This window comes from Pseudoalteromonas simplex, from assembly GCF_015278155.1.
Lineage (GTDB): Bacteria > Pseudomonadota > Gammaproteobacteria > Enterobacterales > Alteromonadaceae > Pseudoalteromonas > Pseudoalteromonas simplex.
The window spans coordinates 335,819-353,490 of record NZ_JADILN010000003.1 but is presented as its reverse complement, the minus strand read 5'-3'; the positions used below and the strand labels follow the sequence as shown (position 1 = coordinate 353,490).

General features: G+C 41.9%; 15 protein-coding genes. 9 read left to right on the top strand and 6 right to left on the bottom strand.

Annotation, left to right across the window (positions count from 1 at the left end):
- Positions 1–40: 40 nt before the first annotated feature.
- Both folA and IRQ78_RS09090 read left to right on the top strand, forming a co-directional pair.
- Positions 41–520, top strand: coding sequence for a type 3 dihydrofolate reductase (folA, locus tag IRQ78_RS09095; RefSeq protein WP_082389164.1), 480 nt, complete (start codon positions 41–43; stop codon positions 518–520).
- A 79-nt stretch (positions 521–599) separates the two neighbouring features.
- Entirely contained in the window at positions 600–977 is a 378-nt protein-coding gene (locus IRQ78_RS09090; RefSeq protein ID WP_054551017.1) for a DUF3718 domain-containing protein, read from the top strand.
- Positions 978–1,123: 146 nt separating this feature from the next.
- Here the strand turns inward: IRQ78_RS09090 and IRQ78_RS09085 are convergent, their stop codons facing one another.
- Positions 1,124–2,092, bottom strand: coding sequence for a class 1 fructose-bisphosphatase (locus IRQ78_RS09085; protein ID WP_138619101.1), 969 nt, complete (start codon positions 2,090–2,092; stop codon positions 1,124–1,126).
- A 160-nt stretch (positions 2,093–2,252) separates the two neighbouring features.
- Here IRQ78_RS09085 and IRQ78_RS09080 point away from each other — a divergent pair, with 160 nt between their 5' ends.
- Both IRQ78_RS09080 and IRQ78_RS09075 read left to right on the top strand, forming a co-directional pair.
- Positions 2,253–4,682, top strand: coding sequence for a zinc-dependent metalloprotease (locus IRQ78_RS09080; RefSeq protein ID WP_194441841.1), 2,430 nt, complete (start codon positions 2,253–2,255; stop codon positions 4,680–4,682).
- A 105-nt stretch (positions 4,683–4,787) separates the two neighbouring features.
- The gene (locus IRQ78_RS09075) at positions 4,788–5,570 is read left to right on the top strand and encodes a YggN family protein (protein ID WP_194441840.1); all 783 of its coding nucleotides are present in this window, start codon (positions 4,788–4,790) and stop codon (positions 5,568–5,570) included.
- A 61-nt stretch (positions 5,571–5,631) separates the two neighbouring features.
- Here IRQ78_RS09075 and IRQ78_RS09070 read toward each other — a convergent pair whose 3' ends face one another.
- Together IRQ78_RS09070 and rsuA are read right to left on the bottom strand one after the other, a co-directional pair.
- On the bottom strand, positions 5,632–7,206 hold the full coding sequence (locus tag IRQ78_RS09070) for a methyl-accepting chemotaxis protein (RefSeq protein WP_138601746.1): 1,575 nt from the start codon (positions 7,204–7,206) through the stop codon (positions 5,632–5,634).
- 154 nt (positions 7,207–7,360) lie between these two features.
- Positions 7,361–8,059, bottom strand: coding sequence for a 16S rRNA pseudouridine(516) synthase RsuA (rsuA, locus tag IRQ78_RS09065; protein ID WP_187489807.1), 699 nt, complete (start codon positions 8,057–8,059; stop codon positions 7,361–7,363).
- A 58-nt stretch (positions 8,060–8,117) separates the two neighbouring features.
- Between rsuA and zapE the strand changes: the two genes are divergently transcribed.
- Positions 8,118–9,227: a cell division protein ZapE gene (gene zapE, locus IRQ78_RS09060; protein ID WP_194441839.1), complete on the top strand. Its 1,110-nt coding sequence runs from the start codon at positions 8,118–8,120 to the stop codon at positions 9,225–9,227.
- Positions 9,228–9,275: 48 nt separating this feature from the next.
- Here the strand turns inward: zapE and IRQ78_RS09055 are convergent, their stop codons facing one another.
- Complete coding sequence (locus tag IRQ78_RS09055) at positions 9,276–12,296, bottom strand: TonB-dependent receptor domain-containing protein (protein ID WP_194441838.1); 3,021 nt, start codon at positions 12,294–12,296, stop codon at positions 9,276–9,278.
- A gap of 330 nt (positions 12,297–12,626) precedes the next feature.
- Here IRQ78_RS09055 and IRQ78_RS09050 point away from each other — a divergent pair, with 330 nt between their 5' ends.
- Positions 12,627–14,756, top strand: coding sequence for a winged helix-turn-helix domain-containing protein (locus IRQ78_RS09050; protein ID WP_194441837.1), 2,130 nt, complete (start codon positions 12,627–12,629; stop codon positions 14,754–14,756).
- Position 14,757: 1 nt separating this feature from the next.
- On the opposite strand, the gene IRQ78_RS09045 is transcribed toward IRQ78_RS09050, so the two are convergent.
- Positions 14,758–15,087, bottom strand: a complete 330-nt coding sequence (locus tag IRQ78_RS09045) for a 5-carboxymethyl-2-hydroxymuconate Delta-isomerase (protein WP_194441836.1) — start codon at positions 15,085–15,087, stop codon at positions 14,758–14,760.
- 10 nt (positions 15,088–15,097) lie between these two features.
- Positions 15,098–15,685 carry an outer membrane beta-barrel protein gene (locus IRQ78_RS09040; protein WP_166340506.1) on the bottom strand — a complete coding sequence of 196 codons (588 nt, stop codon included), beginning with the start codon at positions 15,683–15,685 and terminating at the stop codon, positions 15,098–15,100.
- A 103-nt stretch (positions 15,686–15,788) separates the two neighbouring features.
- Between IRQ78_RS09040 and IRQ78_RS09035 the strand changes: the two genes are divergently transcribed.
- Genes IRQ78_RS09035 through IRQ78_RS09025 form a run of 3 tightly spaced genes read left to right on the top strand, consistent with a single transcriptional unit; the run spans position 15,789 to position 17,672 of the window.
- Complete coding sequence (locus IRQ78_RS09035; protein ID WP_054551027.1) at positions 15,789–16,259, top strand: CreA family protein; 471 nt, start codon at positions 15,789–15,791, stop codon at positions 16,257–16,259.
- A 3-nt stretch (positions 16,260–16,262) separates the two neighbouring features.
- A complete protein-coding gene (locus IRQ78_RS09030; protein WP_054551028.1) occupies positions 16,263–17,045 on the top strand; it encodes a hypothetical protein in 783 nt (260 codons plus the stop codon).
- 6 nt (positions 17,046–17,051) lie between these two features.
- A complete protein-coding gene (locus IRQ78_RS09025) occupies positions 17,052–17,672 on the top strand; it encodes a LysE family translocator (RefSeq protein ID WP_194441835.1) in 621 nt (206 codons plus the stop codon).

Sequence of the window (17,672 nt, the reverse complement as noted above, 5' to 3'; positions counted from 1 at the left end):
TAATAAGAAAAAAGTATTAAGGTTTAGTGTGAAAATTTCAATGATTGCTGCGATGGCAAATAACCGAGTAATTGGCCAAGACAACCAAATGCCATGGCATTTACCCGCCGATCTGCAACACTTTAAAAAAGTAACCATGGCAAAGCCTGTGATCATGGGCCGTAAAACATTTGAATCAATAGGTCGGCCTTTACCGGGTCGTCAAAATATTATTATCACGCGTAATGCTGATTACACAGCTGAAGGTATTGAGGTGGTTACTTCACCAGAGGCTGCGCTGGAATTGGTTGCTGATGTTGAAGAAGTAATGATTATAGGTGGCGGAAATATATACGAACAATTCCTGTCTCAAGCAGATCGTCTATACTTAACTTTTATCGACCTTGAAGTGGAAGGTGATACGCAGTTCCCAGATTACGAAAGTGTTGCTAATTGGACAGTTGCCGAGCAAGAAAAGCATCAGCCTGATAACAAAAACCCTCACTCGTATACTTTTGTAACCCTGTACAAAAATTCGTAACATTATTGCGGTAAAATTAATTAGTTGGTACAATATTACACAATCTTGGTAAGAAAAAAGTATTACATAAGGGCAAAATATGATGAAGTTACCAAATATGTTACTTGCAGCGGCTGTTGTATCAGCGTCAGTTGCGTATACAGCACCAGCAAAAGCTGATGATCAATTAGCGGTTTCTATCTGTGAATATATCGCAGCTGATGATAAAAACCGTTTGCGTAGTAAGCTTAAAAGCTCACGTGTGAAAATTCGTAACATTTTTGATGCTGTGAAATGCAATGGCAATAACATGCTTCGTCATGCAATCGAAAGCGGCGCGGCAGATACTGGTGAGTATATTGTTAAGAACTTATCAAAAAGCTCTTTAGAAGATGGTGCTGATATTGCTTGGGCTGAGTCGAACGGTCACGGTGGTTCACCACTAATCGCTGTTATTAAAGACCGCGCAGGCCTTTAATTTAAGCGCCAAAAGAATTTAAGAAACCGCACTCGTTGCGGTTTTTTTGTGCCTGTAAGGTAAGTAACTTGTTGAGAATCTCTCGTTTATTAAAAACTGGAAGCTTCTAAAGTTGAAGCCTTCCAGTTTGAGGCATTTACTGCTTGTTATTTATGGTAGCTTAAGCAGGTTTCTACTTCGTTCTTCGAACCTAAGATCACCGCCACACGTTGGTGAATAGCGTCAGGTTGAATGTCCATGATGCGCTCAGTGCCTGTAGAAGCTATGCCGCCAGCTTGTTCGATTAACATTGCCATTGGATTTGCTTCGTATAATAAACGTAATTTGTTAGGTTTATTTGGATCTTTCGTGTCGGTTGGGTAAGTAAAAATACCACCACGACATAATACACGGTGCACATCACCCACCATTGCAGCAATCCAGCGCATGTTGAAGTTACGACCACGTGGGCCTGTGTCACCAGCAATTAAGTCATTGATGTAATTTTGCATCGCCGGTTGCCAATGGCGTTGGTTTGAAGCATTGATAGCAAATTCGCTGGTCTCTTCAGGTACGCTTGCAAAATCTTGTGTTAATAAGAAGGTACCGTGCGTTTTATCTAAGGTGAAAAAGCGTGTGCCCTTGCCGGTTGTTAACGCCAGCACGGTTGATGGGCCATATAATACATAACCCGCTGCAACTTGGTTTTTACCCGGTTGCATAAAAATACTAGGATCAGCTGGATCTGAACCTTCAGGCGCCGCCATAATTGAGAAAATCGTACCAACGAGTGAGTTGATATCAGTATTTGATGAGCCATCAAGTGGGTCGAATGCAACAATGTAGTTGGCATCTGGATTACCCGCAACGGTGAAGTCTTCTTCTTCAGAGGCAATGGCTTTTACGTAGCCCGATTCTAATAAAATATCTTTTAAAAGTTGATTAGTTAGAACATCGAGTTTTTTCTGAGTTTCACCCTGAATGTTTTCGTCTAGGGTTGAGCCTAATACGCCAGATAGGGCGCCTTGACCAACACGAAATGAAATTTCTTTACATGCCGCAAGTACCGTTCTGATCAATGAGATCAGTTCACGAGGGCAACCATCTTCTAACAATACCGGTGGGAGTCTACGCATTCTATTTTCCTGATAACGTTGTAGCCAGACATTTTTAGTGTGAGAGAGAATGTCTTAGCAAGCGCTGAATTTCGTCTTAAATAGCTGATTTTTATAAACGGTACTTTATACTGCTTAATACCTATACAGTATTTAAAACGCGAATAACAAAGATAAGATTATGCAAAAAATACCATTACTACGATATCTGCTCTTAGCTGTGCTACTTACTATGATAACTCAAGCACACGCAGCAATTAAGTCTATAAATGATTTTACTGAAAAAATGACTCATTTTTCAGGCTATTTTTCATTTTACTACGACACAGAAAACGGCAAATTGTATCTTGAGGTGGATAAATTCGAGCAACAATTTTTACTACAACAAAGCCTACCTTACGGTGTTGGTTCAAATGATATTGGCTTAGATCGCGGTCAGTTAGGCGATACTCACTTAGTTCAATTTGAGCGTTTTGGCGATAAGGTAATGCTAAGAGCCATCAATACTTATTACCGCGCTAATACTAATAACCTTGCGGAACAACAAAGTATTAAAGAGGCGTTCGCATCGAGTATTTTAGCGGGTTTTAGTGTTGTAGCTCAGTCAGATACTGCGGTACTTGTGGATTACACCCCTTATTTATTAAGCGATGTTCATGGTGTAAGCCGTCGTTTATCGGCAACCGGGCAGGGAAGTTTTAATCTAGATAGCAACCGCAGTGCGGTATATTTAGCACGTTCAAAAGCGTTTGAAAAAAATACAGAATTAGAAGCCGTGCTTACTTTTCATGGTAATAACCCAGGAAAGTATGTACGCCAAGTGAGCGCAGACCCTTATGCGCTGACAGTACATATGCATCACTCATTAATTGAATTACCTGATGATAACTACACCCCGCGCAAGTTCCACCCTCAAGCAGGTTTTTGGAGCATTGAACACAAAGATTATGCGGCAGCGCTGGGTGAGTCTATGTATGTGCGTTACATCCCGCGTCATCGTTTAGCAAAAAAAGATCCGAGCCTGCCAATCAGCGAGCCCGTTGAACCGATTGTTTATTACTTAGATCCGGGCGTACCAGAGCCAGTTAAAACAGCGTTACTTGATGGTGCTAAATGGTGGAATGATGCCTTTAATGCAGCAGGTTATAAGAACGCATTTATCGTTAAAGTGCTCCCTGATGATGCCGACCCTATGGATATTCGCTACAACGTAATTCAATGGGTGCACCGTGCAACCCGTGGTTGGTCGTATGGCAGTTCAGTGATTGACCCTCGAACTGGCGAAATTATCAAAGGCCATGTGACACTGGGTTCACTGCGTGTTCGTCAAGATATCTTAATTGCAGAAGCATTAGCAGCTCCCTATTTTGAAGGCAATGAAATGGCTAAGCGCTTACAAGCCATGGCACTTGATCGTATTCGTCAATTAAGCGCACATGAAGTTGGACATACTTTAGGTATTTCGCATAACTTTGCAGCGTCAGTGGCAGACAGAGCCTCTGTAATGGATTATCCACACCCACTACTGAGCTTTGATGAGCAAGGTAAATTAGATGTAAGCCGAGGCTATGCTGCTGGCATGGGCGTGTGGGATACCCAAGTTATTAAATATGGTTATAGCGATTTCACTAATCAAGATGAAGCACAGCAATTGGCTGCTATTTTAGCCGAGAACAAAAGCAAAGGGTTGGAGTTTATCTCAGACAGTGATGCCCGCGCTCAAGGGGGCGCTCACCCAACTGGGCATTTATGGGATAACGGCAGTTCACCGAGTGATGAGCTTATGCGGGTACTAGATGTTCGTAAACAAGCGCTGACGAGCTTTGGTATCGAAAACATCAAAACGGGCACAGCTTTATCACAACTAGAAGAAATGCTGGTGCCACTTTATTTGTTCCACCGCTATCAAGTTGAAGCGGCGGTTAAATTAATTGCCGGTGTAAATTACGAATACGAAGTTCGTGATGGTTCACAACCAAAAGGGGCGCAGGTTGTGGCAAAGCAAACACAACAAGCGGCAGTGGATGCCGTACTTGCGACATTAAAAGCTGAGAACCTTGTTTTGCCTGAGTCGGTATTAGCGCTTATTCCACCAAAAGCGTATGGTGAATCTAAATCACGCGAAAGTATTGTTGGTCGCACAGGACTAACGCTTGATGCGATGGCGCTGCCTGAAGTTGCTGCAGCACATAGCTTGAGCCTACTTTTTAATAGCCAACGCATTAACCGTTTAGCACAGCAGCAAGCACGAAGCGATGCATTTTATGGTTTAGATGCGTTATTAGCACAAACTTATCAGCAAGTTTTTGAGCAAAAAATTGCTTCAGGGATGGCAGGTAAAATTAGCCAACGTGTACAGCTTTTAACTGCAAAACAGTTTGCCGATTTAGTGGCAAGCAATGAGGTGGCACCCGAAGTACAAGCACAGCTTCGTTACTACTTAGCTAAACTTGCAAAGAGTTACCAGCAAGAATCAATGCTAGGCAGTGTATCCGTTGGCAACAGTGCATTTAAGCAATATTTAAGCGAGCAAATCAGTCACTTTTTAGAAAGCGGTGAATGGCCTGCAAACTTTAAAGTGTTGCCAATGCCACCGGGTTCGCCAATTTAACTCACCTTTCTTTTAAGACGCCTAGCATAGCTAGGCGTTTTACTTGCATAAAATTGGATATTTGCTAATCTAGCGGCCTTCCTTTTTTGTCTTTTTGAGGTGTATATGGCGTTCTTTTTTCGCTCGTTGTTAGCAGCGGCCATTACATTCTCTAGCTTTTCCAGTTACGCAACCCTAGAAAAAAAACAATGCGATGTAGAGCTAAGCCATGGCTTGATCATCACTGATGATGTCATTCGTATTGTTGATAAAGGTCAAACTCGCGTACAAATCAACAACGATAACCAATTGTTTATACGTGGTTATTGGGTTGATTTAAGCCCAGAAGAAAGCCAAGTTGTAGAGCAGTTCAGCCGCGGTATCAGGCAAACCGTCCCTGAACTTGTTGACCTGGCGACCGATGGTGTAAACCTTGGCTTAAGTGCTATCGAGCAAGTTGTTGAGGGCATGTCAGACAAAGAGCCTGAAGTGCTAAAAACTCAACTGCAATATGTTGAGCGTGCACTAATGGATAAATTTAAGCGTGGCGATGATTTTTTCTTTATTGCTCCGCAGTCGCTGTCGAAAATCGATGACTTTTTTACCAAAGAAATCAGCCAAAAAATTCACTCTGCAGTTCACGGTTCACTTGGCGCTATTTTAGTTTCGCTAGGTGATGCCTTTAAATCGCGCGAAGGTAACATCGAAGACCGTATCAATGATATGGGGCAGCGTATGGACATCATCTCAAAAGAAATTGATAAATCACTACAAAAGAAAGCAGAGCAATTAGAGATGAAAGCCTCAGAATACTGTGAGTGTTTGAACTCATTAGATGTCACTGAGTCACGATTACAACAAATGGTGCCGGGGATGGCCGATTTTGATTTGGTACAAATAAAGTCTTAATACGAACTTAAAACGAAAAAGCCCAGCAGTTGCTGGGCTTTTTCGTTTTTACTTGTTTGAATTAGCTAAACTTAGCGGTTTCAGTTTCTAAATCGCTAGTAAGGCCTTTGATCAAATCGGTTGCTGTATGAGCCTGATTAGATACATTAGCCGTTTGTGAAGCCGTGTCTGAGATAGTTACGATGCGCTTGGCGGTGTCTTCACCAGCATCAAGCTGCTCTTTTGCAGCAATAGCTATCTGATGGCTCATTTGCGCGATTGCGCTGAGTGAGCTGGCAACGCGTTTTAGTTCTTCATTGGCTTTAGTCGATTTTTCTACGGTTTGTTCACTGGTACTCATACTGAGCGAAACAGATGACTTGGCATCTTGGGTTGCAGCTTGTAGTTTGCCAATCATATTGCGGATTTCTTCAGTGCTGGTCTGTGTGCGTTGGGCAAGCCCACGAACTTCATCAGCAACCACAGCAAAACCTCGTCCTTGCTCACCTGCACGGGCAGCTTCTATTGCCGCATTAAGCGCAAGTAAGTTAGTTTGTTCGGCAATACCTTGAATAACACTCAGCACATTTGCGATGTTATTTACTTCATCATCAAGCACTTGAATATTATTACCAGCGCTGTCAATTTGCTGCTCTAAAAGCGCGATGGTATCAGCAGCCTCGCTGGTTAAGTGGCTGGCACTTTGACCTTGTTGCTCAGCTTCTTGCACTGAGTAAGCGGCTTGCTCAGCATGTTCTACAACAGTTTGTGCTGAGGCTGTTAACTCGGTAATAGCTGAAGCTACCATTTGAGTTTCTTCGTTTAGGCTACGAGTGAGTTTGTCGAGCTCAACAGAGCGATATTCGTTATCGACACTTTGATTTTTTAAGCTATCTGTAACCCCTTTAATGCCACCAACAACGCCGCGTAACCCTTGCTGCATATAATGCATGGCTGCAATAATGCTTTCAGGTGGGGTATCTTGGCGAATATGTGAGTTTAAGTTGCCACGAGAGACATTCTTAACAATACCAATTACTTCATCAATTTCGCCGCCTAAGGCATTGGTGAGTGATGAGCCAAAGCGAGCAATGGCAAAGGTCAGCGCAATGGCAATAAGCATAGATAAGCCCAGCAGCCACTTTGCAGTATTCCAATAACGTTCATCAACTTCTTTGGCGCTAATGCCTGTACCTACATACCAGCCAAACAGCGGTGTTTTTTGTACTACAGAGGTTAAATCAACGGTTTCACCATCTCGCACTGAATCCCAGTGATAGGTGATGATTTTATTGGTCGTGTTACCCACGAGATTTTCGACCATACGGCCGATACTGTTGCCGCTGGCATCTTTAAAATCGTTAAAGCTGGTGCCGTGTAGTTCTGGGTCGTGCGGAGTGGCGACAAAATCTAAGTTGTTGTCGACGACATACACATATTCTGAGTCGTGGTATTTATTTTCTCGAAGTACCTGAATAGCGAGTTTCTTTGCTTGTGCTTCTTCGAGTTGATTGCTTTTAACCATCAACTCAAATTGCTCAACAATATTGGTGGTGCTCTTCATGAGCTGGTTGATACGCGCGATGTTGTCGCTTTCGCTGGCATGGCGTAAAGATTGTAAGCCAAGTAATGCTATCGCCGATAACGCAATAAACATAGCGATAGCAAATAAGGTGATTTTTGTTTTTAAAGCTAATCCTGATAACACAGTCAGCCTCCTTTATTATTTCCCCTGTTAACTTCTACCACGTTTGTCTGGTTTTATTAAGGAAAAATGACAGCGTTATCATGATTTTTACTCAAGTACCTATTTAGAGCTTCAGTTCGGCTTCTGTCAGGGCACGATATTCACCGCTTGCAAGGTTTTCATCAAGGGTGATGTCTGCTATTTTTTCACGATGTAATTCAACAACTTTATTACCTACAGCTGCAAGCATTCGTTTAACTTGATGGTATTTACCTTCGCAAATTGAAAGGCGTAAGCTGTAACTTGCAAGCTTTTCAACAATAGCAGGGCGGGTTAGTTCTTTTTCGTTGTGTAATTGCACCCCTTGCTCTAATGCTGCAATGGCTTCTTCATCAATAGGTTCTTGAGTTTCAACTAAATAGGTTTTGAATTTGTTATGCTTTGGTGCAGTAATTTTGTGTGACCAGTCGCCGTCATTGGTGATGATCACTAACCCTGTGGTGTCGATATCTAAACGGCCTGCAACATGAAAGTCGCTCATATTTGGTTCATCAAGTAAATCAAATACAGTCGGGTGAAGGTCATCTTTATTGGCACATACATAGCCAGCTGGTTTATGGAGCATGAAGTAGCGTTTGCCTAAAAATACCAGTGGCTCGCCTTGCCAGCGCACATCGTCATCTTGGTTGATTGAATAATCAAATGAGGTGATCACCTCGCCATTAACGGTGGCGTATTTACGTTTGATACCTGCTTTGGTTTTACTGCGAGGTAACTCGGCAATATGGCTAATAAATTTATCTAAACGGCATGGAAATTTCATTGGGATCACATTTTTAGTCGGCTACAATGGCGGCGAGTATAGCGGATACTAGTTACCTATGACAGTACAGCAAGGACAAATATTACAGCATTACCAAGCACAAATAGCCAAAGGTGATTTGCAAGAAGACCGTGCCCAGCGCACAGCGATTAATGCTCTGGATAATCTAGCCATAGAACTGGCTGCACCAAGCCATTGGTGGCAAAGCGCTAAGCCAATAAAAGGGGTTTATTTGTATGGTCCAGTAGGGCGTGGTAAATCCATGTTAATGGACGTGTTTTTCAAGCTTGTTGATATTGAAGCTAAGCAGCGTTTGCACTTTCATCATTTTATGAAGCAAGTGCATGAGCGCTTAACTCAGCTGCAAGGGCAGAAAAATCCGCTGACGGTGATTGCTAAAGAGTGGGCAGAGCACATTCGCTTGATTTGTTTTGATGAGTTTTTTGTGTCTGATATTGGCGATGCCATGATCTTAGGTGGCTTATTCAAAGCCCTGTTTGAGCAACAAGTAGTGTTAGTGGCAACGTCAAACTGTCAGCCAGAACAGTTATATCGTAACGGTTTGCAGCGCGCACGATTTTTACCCACTATCGATTTATTAAATGAGTATTGCCATGTTTTAAGTGTTGAAGGCGATACAGATCATCGCTTTCGCTTTGGTAAACAAACCGAACATTATTTTATTAATAACAAAGAGGCACTAACAGAGCGCTTTTTAAAGCAAGAGCAAGTAATACAAAGGCAAACAACGATAGAGGTTTGCCACCGCGAGCTTAGCTGTATCTTGCTCGCTCAAGACGCCATTATGTTTGATTTTATGACGCTTTGCTCAGGACCTAGAAGCACCGCGGATTATATTGATTTGGCAGAGCGTTTTCAGCGGGTGTATTTACTCAATGTGCCAGTAATGGGGCGCGGAGCCACAGGCAAACAAATTGTGCATGGTATTGAAGATAGCTACCAGCGAGAAAAGCAAGATTTACAAGAACACTTTTTAGATGATGAAGCGCGGCGCTTTATTGCTTTGATTGATGAGTTTTATGATCGCAGCCGATTGCTGGTGATTTCGGCTGAGGTGGGCATTAGCGATTTATATCAAGGCCAAAAGCTGGCATTTGAATATGCGCGTACCGAGTCTCGATTAGTTGAGATGCAAAGCTGGCATTGATAAAGAAACACGCCACTGAGGCGTGCTTCTTATTTTCGAGCGCTGAGGCTAGAAGCTGTATGATACACCTATGTATGCATAGCGCCCCTTGCCACCACCGTATTTTGAATAATAATTACCGCGGCCTGATGGGTAAAAGTCCCCTTTATTATCAAAAAGGTTATTCACACCACCAAATAAACGTAAATCACTTTTGTTAGACAGTCCTAATTTATAAGAAACTGACAAATCATGTCTTAGGTATGAGCCGTAATCTTGAAAAGCTAGTTTTTCAGGGTTCGTAACGCATTCATCGCTTCCTTCTGCGCAGCGTTCATCATTATCTGCTAAGTAGCCTAAGTATTCTTCTTCTCTACTTTGGCTTGCTTTAAATGAGCCTAAGTATTTAGTACGCCAACGGATCCGTAACTCATCTTTTCGCCAAGTTAAAGACATTGAAGCTTTATCTTTACTTTCGCCATAGCCCGCATAATGTGTAGTCACTTTACCGCCATCAGGGCTTTGGTATGTTTGCGAGTTCTCGATGACATGATTGTAGTCAAGTTTAAATGCCAACTGACCTAAACTTTGTAAATCATATTCATACTGAGCTGAAACATCATAACCACGTGCAGTTAGCTCATCGAGGTTGTATTTACGTTGTACTATTTCAATGATATTACCTTCATCATTACGGGTAATATCATTACAAAAAGAATTATTTTCACCCCATTGTGTACCTGAGTCATAACACTCTCGTTGAATATTATCATTACTTAATTCAGAGATAGCATCTGAGACAGATATGTCATAAAAATCAATCGCAAGATTAAAATCAGGGATAAACTGAGGGGCAATACTCACACCGAAAGTATAGGTATCAGCGGTTTCTTCTTTGAGCTCTTTATTACCCACACCCGGTGAATAACGGTTGTTATCATCATCAAATTCAAAGTTAGGATCTTCTGCAATTAGGGCTGCAAGTGTTGGCTCTTTGCGGCAGTTATCATGCCCTGCGTCAGTTGATGTAGCTGTTAGACCATCACAGATATCATCATAGCTGTCATAGTCGCCGCGTGGTGGTGATAATAATTCTGTGATAGTTGGGGCACGTTGAGCACGGGCATAGTTAGCTCTAAAAGCATAGCCGTTAGTAATTTCCCACATTACGCCTAATTTATAACTGGCAACAGTCCCGACATTATTCATACTGTAGTTAGCTACACGTAAAGATAGGTCTGTATCAAGTGACTTTGCAAATGTTGCATCCCTTAAAAGCGGTAGTGCAAGCTCAGCAAAAGCTTCATATACATCAACTTCACCATAAAAAGTAGGCACATAATTAAAAGTAATACCGCCTGCTCTTATATCATCACTGGTTTTGAGGTCTTGGCTATCTTTGCGGTATTCACCACCAAACACAGCTGCAACTGGCCCTGCAGGGAGCTCAAACAGGTCACCAGTAATGTAGCCTACCGCACCATATTGTTTTATCTCGGTATCAATAATTGGGTTGCTGCGGATCCAAGCGGCCATCTCTTCGGTAATAGAGCCTTCACCAAATAAGTTAATTGCTACACAGCCTTCTGCGCGAGCCGCTTCATCAATACACTGAATTGTGCCATCAGCTAACTCTTCAGCTTGTAAAGCTTGATTAAGTCTAACTGTATTTAATTCATTGCTTCGTACTTGATGTTGTTTAAATCGACCATAGCTGACTGAAAAATCCCAGTCCCACTCGTCATTAAATAGAGTGCCTTGAAGGCCAGCCCAGCTGCGAATAGTTTTTCGACTATTGTCAGTAGTGATGTTACCAACCTCATGAAAGCGACGATCCCAATAAATACGGTCTTTGTATGGGTTTGCATCAAGAATCTCTTGTGGAACATACGGATTGTCAATTGGAATATAACCCGGTTTTACAAGCCCTAAAGGCTCACCTGTAGCCGGATCAAACTGCGGTGCTGTGGCACCCTCATATTCGTCTTCTGGTGATTTATGATTGAACGAATCACTGTCACTGTATTGCACTTGCGCGTAAAACATCACATTGTCAGTAAGGTCATAATCAATTTTAACTGCAGTAGAGAAGTTATCGCTTGGTACATCAAGCATTACATACTGATTTGAATTGATCCCATAAATTTCTTCATTACCTTTCCAATCATCACGCAGGGTTTGTCCGTCGTACCAGAACTGTGTGTCGTTTTTGCCATTTTCTAAAAACACACCACCAGAAAGACCATCACTTTTACTCACCCAATCAGCTTGCGTGATGTCGCGCATACATTGATCGCCATCTGCTGTTTGCATTACATTACACATGCGATCTTTATCGTAATCGTAGCTATCTTCTATTTGTGCGCGTTTACGGTCGTAAAAAGTCATACCGAAATCACGGTCCCAGTTTGAACTGAAATAAGCATAGCCGCGACCATCATCGAATGACGTACCATAGTTTAAGTCGAGGCTAAACTCTTTACTGCCTCCTTCAGTTGACTCGCCAGTTTTAGCTTTAAAATCAAACCCTTCTTTTTTTGATTGAGTGATGATATTAACAACACCGGCCACAGCATCGGCACCATAAGTTGCAGATGCACCGCCGCTTATTATTTCAACGCGATCAACCATGCCGCTCGGAATAGTATTTAAACTGACATAGTTGCCGCTGTAGCTATTAGAAACTACACGACGGCCATCGATCAGCGTTAAGGTGCGATTAGGGCCTAAGTTACGTAGTTCAACTGTTGATAGACCGGTAGTTGAAACGCTTGATTGGCTGGTGGTGTTACCGATGCTCTCGCTAAGAGCTGGCATGTTATCAACTAAAATATCTGATAAGTTGCTTAATCCTGTATCGGAAATAGCGTCACGATCCATCGTTACTAAGGGGGTTGAAATGGAAAAACTATCACGCTTTATTCGTGAACCTGTCACGACAATTTTTTCAGGTTCTTCAGTTTGCTCATTGGCTGTTGGGGTGGTATTGGCAGTGCGAGCTATTTCAGCCTCATCTGCAAAAGCATGTTGACTAAAACCACTGGCAACGGCAAGTGCAATGGCACAAGGTTTGGTTAGTAAATTTCTCACAGGCGTTCCTAGTTGTTATATTTTTAGTTTTTAGAACCAGAGTGATGCTCTTTTTAAGGGCAGTTAAAATTTACAGCGAACAACACTCTGGTTGGTCGGTATTGACGTTAAAATAATTATAGAAATGTGAACTTAACTACAATCTTAGGTTGCTCGTTTATGTCTCTATTTTATATCTATTGAATATCTATTCATTTAAAAACAGTGCGTTAGGAAAATTCTTATTGTTAATTAAATTGCAATTCTAGACTGGTTAATACTTGGCTTTTACGTTAGATTGGTAGGGGCTTACACTGCTGTTTATCTAAAATGAGGTTTTATTTAGAGTTAATGGAAACATCGAATCGCGCTTATCAGCTGGGCCCATGTGTTGTTAACCCGCTCGAAAATAAACTGATATGCAATGGCAGTGAACAGCTTTTGCAGCCTAAATTCATTGAGCTATTAGGCTGTTTAGTTGGGCGCTACCCTGAACCTATCACCCGTGAAGATCTTATTAACCATGTGTGGGAAGGTAATTTTTATGTTGGGGAAAAAGCGTTAACGAATGCTATTTGGCATTTACGAAAAACATTTAAAGAACTCGACCCAGAACAAACTTATATAGAGACATTACGTAAAACGGGTTACCGGGTACTGTTAAAGCCTGAACCAATAGCTACAGCCGATGAAGTAAAAACCGAGGGCTTTAGTATCACAGCAGTACAAATAAGGCAGTTGTTTGTGGCTTTTTGTTTAATAAGCCTAGTGGGAATGTATTGGTTGTTTTTATCGCCCTCAGAGCAAATCAATTCAAGCTTTGTGTTGCCACTTAATAGCATCGAGAGTGTGACGGCAAGCCCTGGTCGTGAGATTTATCCTTCAATTTCAGATGATCAACACTATTTGGTGTATTCATGGCGACAACTTGGTAAACAAAATAACCTCTATTTACGCGATTTACATTTTCCTGAACACCCAGCCAAGCAATTAACAGACTCACCTTTTACCGAAGGACGCTCTGTGTTTAGCCCAGACTCAAATACTTTATACTATTACCGAATGGCGTCAGATGTTTGTGAAATTGTAAAACTGTCTTTGGTGAATGCCACCAGTGTTGTACTTGGCGAGTGCAGTAATAGCTATGCAGCAGATCTTGATATCAGTAGTGATGGCAAAACTCTAGCCTATATTGCAGATCACACTGGGCAGTCAGGCAACAGGGTGACTCGTATCAAGCTACTTGGGTTACAGGAAAAACAAACAAAAGAAACAGTTATTCCTTGTAATGATGACTGCGAAACTGTGTATGAGTCAGTGTCGTTTTCGCCCGATGCACAGCGAGTTGTGGTTACGCGTAATGTTAAAAACAACCAAAAAGCGTTGTTTTTAATAGATGTAAAAACAGGGCAAAGCCAACGGCTAACTCATGATTTTGTTGATATTCATGGTGTAGATTGGCATCCGTCTAAAGAGCAATTGGCGTTTAGTGCAGTTGAGGGCGCTAAGCGTTATGGCTATTTTTATGATATTAAGAATAAAACCTTAATCAACACGCAAATTGCTGGTATGAGTTCACCTAACTTCAGTGGCGATGGGAGTGTTTATTATCATCAATGGGATTTAGATAAGGTAATCACGCGACTGAAAATAGACGAACAGGTGGCAAGCTCGCCATTTTCTATGTTGTCGACTAACTTTAGCTCGCTCTTTCCCGAGTATAATCAGCAACAGAATAAACTGCTGTATGTGTCGAATGAGTCAGGCAGTTCGCAGCTTTGGATTGTAAACCCCGATAGTAGCTCGCGAAAACAGCTTACTAATATTTCACATAGTATCGCTGAGATCCGTGACCCGACCTGGTCAGCCGATGGACGTTATATCTTGTTTTCATTGAACGATAACGGCAGCGCTCGTTTATATTTTTATGATTTCAAAGTAGAGCAAAGCCAACAAATCGAACTGCCATTTAGCTATGCTGCTAAACCTAAGTTTAGTGCTGATAGTCAGCATTTTTTAGTCTCTGATGGTGACTATCTTTACCGTTATGATTTATCAGGAAAAAACCAAGGAAAAGCTGTTGAAATGCCAGCACAGTATGGCGTTGAAACACAATCGGGCGATATTTTATTTACCAATTCGCGCCATGCTATTTGGATTAAACATCATGATACAGGTGTTGAAGAAATGCTGGTGAACGATGTTAAGTTGGCGCGCAAATATGCGTGGTTACGAGTAGCAAAAAACGCGTATCATGAAGGGCGTATTTATTATTATAAAGAGCGCCGAGGTGATTATCGTATTAGCTACTATGACTTAGCTAGTAAACAACATCATGATTTAATTGCTTTGCCTGAGCGCGCATATAGCCGTTCATCGGGTCTGACCTACATACCCGATGAACGTTGGTTGGTTTACACTGCGTATCTATCGCCTGAGATAGAAATCAAGCGTTTACCCGCAGCTTATTTACCAAAGTAAGCTAGCACTTACGATAGATATCAGCATCAATATCATAAATATTAACGCTTAGACTATACGAGCGGCGGCAGTATGTTCTTAAGCAATTTAATAATTGCTCACTAAGCATCTGCTTTTGCTCTACGGTTCTTCCTGCCATAATTGATGCGCCGATGTGTATAAAGCCATCTTTACCTTCACCTAATTCGTAATGTTGATAAGCGATTGCACGAGTCTTTATGGTCGAAAGATCAAATAAGCCTGAGTCAAAAACGGCTTGGTGAACTTTTTCAACTAACACTTGTGGCAGAATTGGCAAGTCTTCTGAGTGTTCTATAACAATGTGCGGCATGGGGTCTTCCTTAAAAGCGGTAACTAAAACCGATGTTTGTCTGAAATTGGTTTAACACATCACCATCAAAGTGCCATAGACATTGGTCGTCTTCTGATGTTGGCAATGTGCACGATACGTTACTTGCATTATTTACAATAGTTGCCAGCCAGCGAGTTTCAACATAAACCCGTGCTTGTTCAGTAAATAAATAATCTGCGCCAGCATAAAGGCCAGAGGTAAAATATGTATCAGAGTCGGCAAAGTCAGTGCTGACGTGATTTGCGCCAATTTGGGCACCAACAAAACCAACTATACGGTCAGCTAATGGCACTTCAACGGCACTTTGAAATAGCAGGTATTGCATCTCGACTTGCTTGTTGGTTTGGTCTTTCATATCAAGTTCGGTTGCAGAATAAAAGAACCCATAACGAGCATTATCAATAGTTCTATCTAGGCTGACAGTAAAATGGCTGTCATCCTCAAGCTCAATTTTAAGGTTTTCTTCGGTTTGCACCGAGTTAGTAAAGTTTTTGCCGAAACCAGCGCTAATAGAGTAGTCAGCGTGAGCGGTACTACTTAAGAACATTAAACACAGTAAACCAAGCGATTTTTTCATTGTTTAGGTGCTCGTTGTTGAAGATATTTTGAGATAGTATTGAAACATAGCAAGCAAATCGTTGTAAACGGACAACTATCGCTTTTTAATAAGGAACACTAGGATGAAGTTACTAAAATTAGCTGCACTTACTGCGCCACTGATTTTGTTGAGCGGTTGCTCGGATGATGCAGCTTCGGTGAGTTTGGGGCTATTCACTACCAAAGATATTAAAGTGGTATCACAACAAGACCCGCTTATAAGCGGTGTTACTTGCCATATTAGCCATATTGAAGCGAATCTTGATTTTGCTGATCCATCTGATATGTCTATTGCTTGTCGTCAAACAGGACCTATAACCGCTGAACAATTACAACAAATTGACCGCAGTAAATCGGGCGAAGTGGTGTTTAAGTCATCGAAAAGTATTTTGTTTAAGTCGTTAAAAGTGCGTCGTATTTATGATGCGCCAACACGCACTTTATTATATTTGTCTTATTCAACGAAAGAGTCGAGCGGCAGCCATCATCATGCTTTATCAACCGTGCCTCTTTACAATACGGATGCATGGCAGTGGGCACAATCACAAGAGTAATTTATGTTAGCGTTATTTAAGTCAGCCCCACTTGTTGATGAGCAAGAGCAGCAGTGGTTAATCGATACCTTTTTATGGGCTGTTGAACACTTTGATAGTGAATATTTTTTAAAACACACACAAATCATTTTACCTAACGGGCAGTTCTTTCCGGATAGGGTATCGAGCGTCAGTGAAATGGCTGAAAAAGTATTTAGCCGAGTTGTTGATTATGCGGGGATGCAGGCGTGGCCAATTAACTTAGTTGCGCCATCTGGGCTTACACCTCAGGTGTTTCCGCATTTTGAATTTCAAGACAATTTACGCGGTAGCGAGGCGAGTTTAATTGTGCCGGCAAATCATCCGGTGAATATCTCGTTTAACCCGAACCAAATCAATCAACCGCAAGATTTAGTGGCAAGTTTTGCTGGTACCTTAGCAACCATTTTGATTCACCATGTAGGTGTATTACCGCCCGGTGGTAAAGAGTACTTACCGCAAGCGAGCGATGCGTTGGCATGCTATTTAGGCTTTGGGGTGATGATGAGTAATACGGTGTATCAATTTAAAGGAGGCTGCGGCTGCGGTTATAACCCTTATGCTAATCGCCAAGCGGCGTTGACTGAGCCACAAACGCTATTTATGCATGCGCTGGTTACGCATTTTAAAGGGGATAATCAGTCGAAGAAGTTTTTAAAGCCCCATTTACGCAGCCAATATAAAAAAGCGCAAAAGCAAATTAAAGCATTGGTGAGTGACAGTGCAAATCCGTTGTTATTAGCATTAGATGAACAAGCAGTAGGGTAATATTGAGTGCAGTATTTAGATGAGTTTTTATTGATAGCCATTGCTCACTTTTTTGCGGTAGCAAGCCCAGGCCCTGACTTTGCAATTGTACTAAAGCAAAGTATTCAACAAGGTCGTAAAAATGCGCTTTGGACCAGTGCAGGGGTTGGTGCGGCTATTTTGCTGCATATTGCTTATTGTGTATTAGGTGTGGCATTAATTTTATCCCAGTCACCTAGCTTATTCATGGCTTTAAAATACCTTGCAGGGGCTTATTTGGCATACTTGGGTGTGCAAGCTTTACGAAGCGCAAAACCTAGCGATAGTGAACAGCAAACCCTTTCTCCTGCTGAGCCTGAATCTGTGTATAAAGCATTTCGACGCGGCTTTTTTACCAATGCCCTTAATCCCAAAGCAACACTGTTTTTTATGTCGTTGTTTACTCTTGTAATAAGCCCTGAAACACCTGTTGTAGTGCAGGCTGGTTATGGCGTGTATATGGCAATGGCGACTTGGCTGTGGTTTTCATTTTTATCATTGGTGTTATCAAAAGCATCAGTGCGAGCATTTTTCTTAAAAAGCGGATACTGGTTTGATAGAGGCATTGGTGTGATCTTAATTGCCTTAGCTATTCGCGTTGTTGTGTGA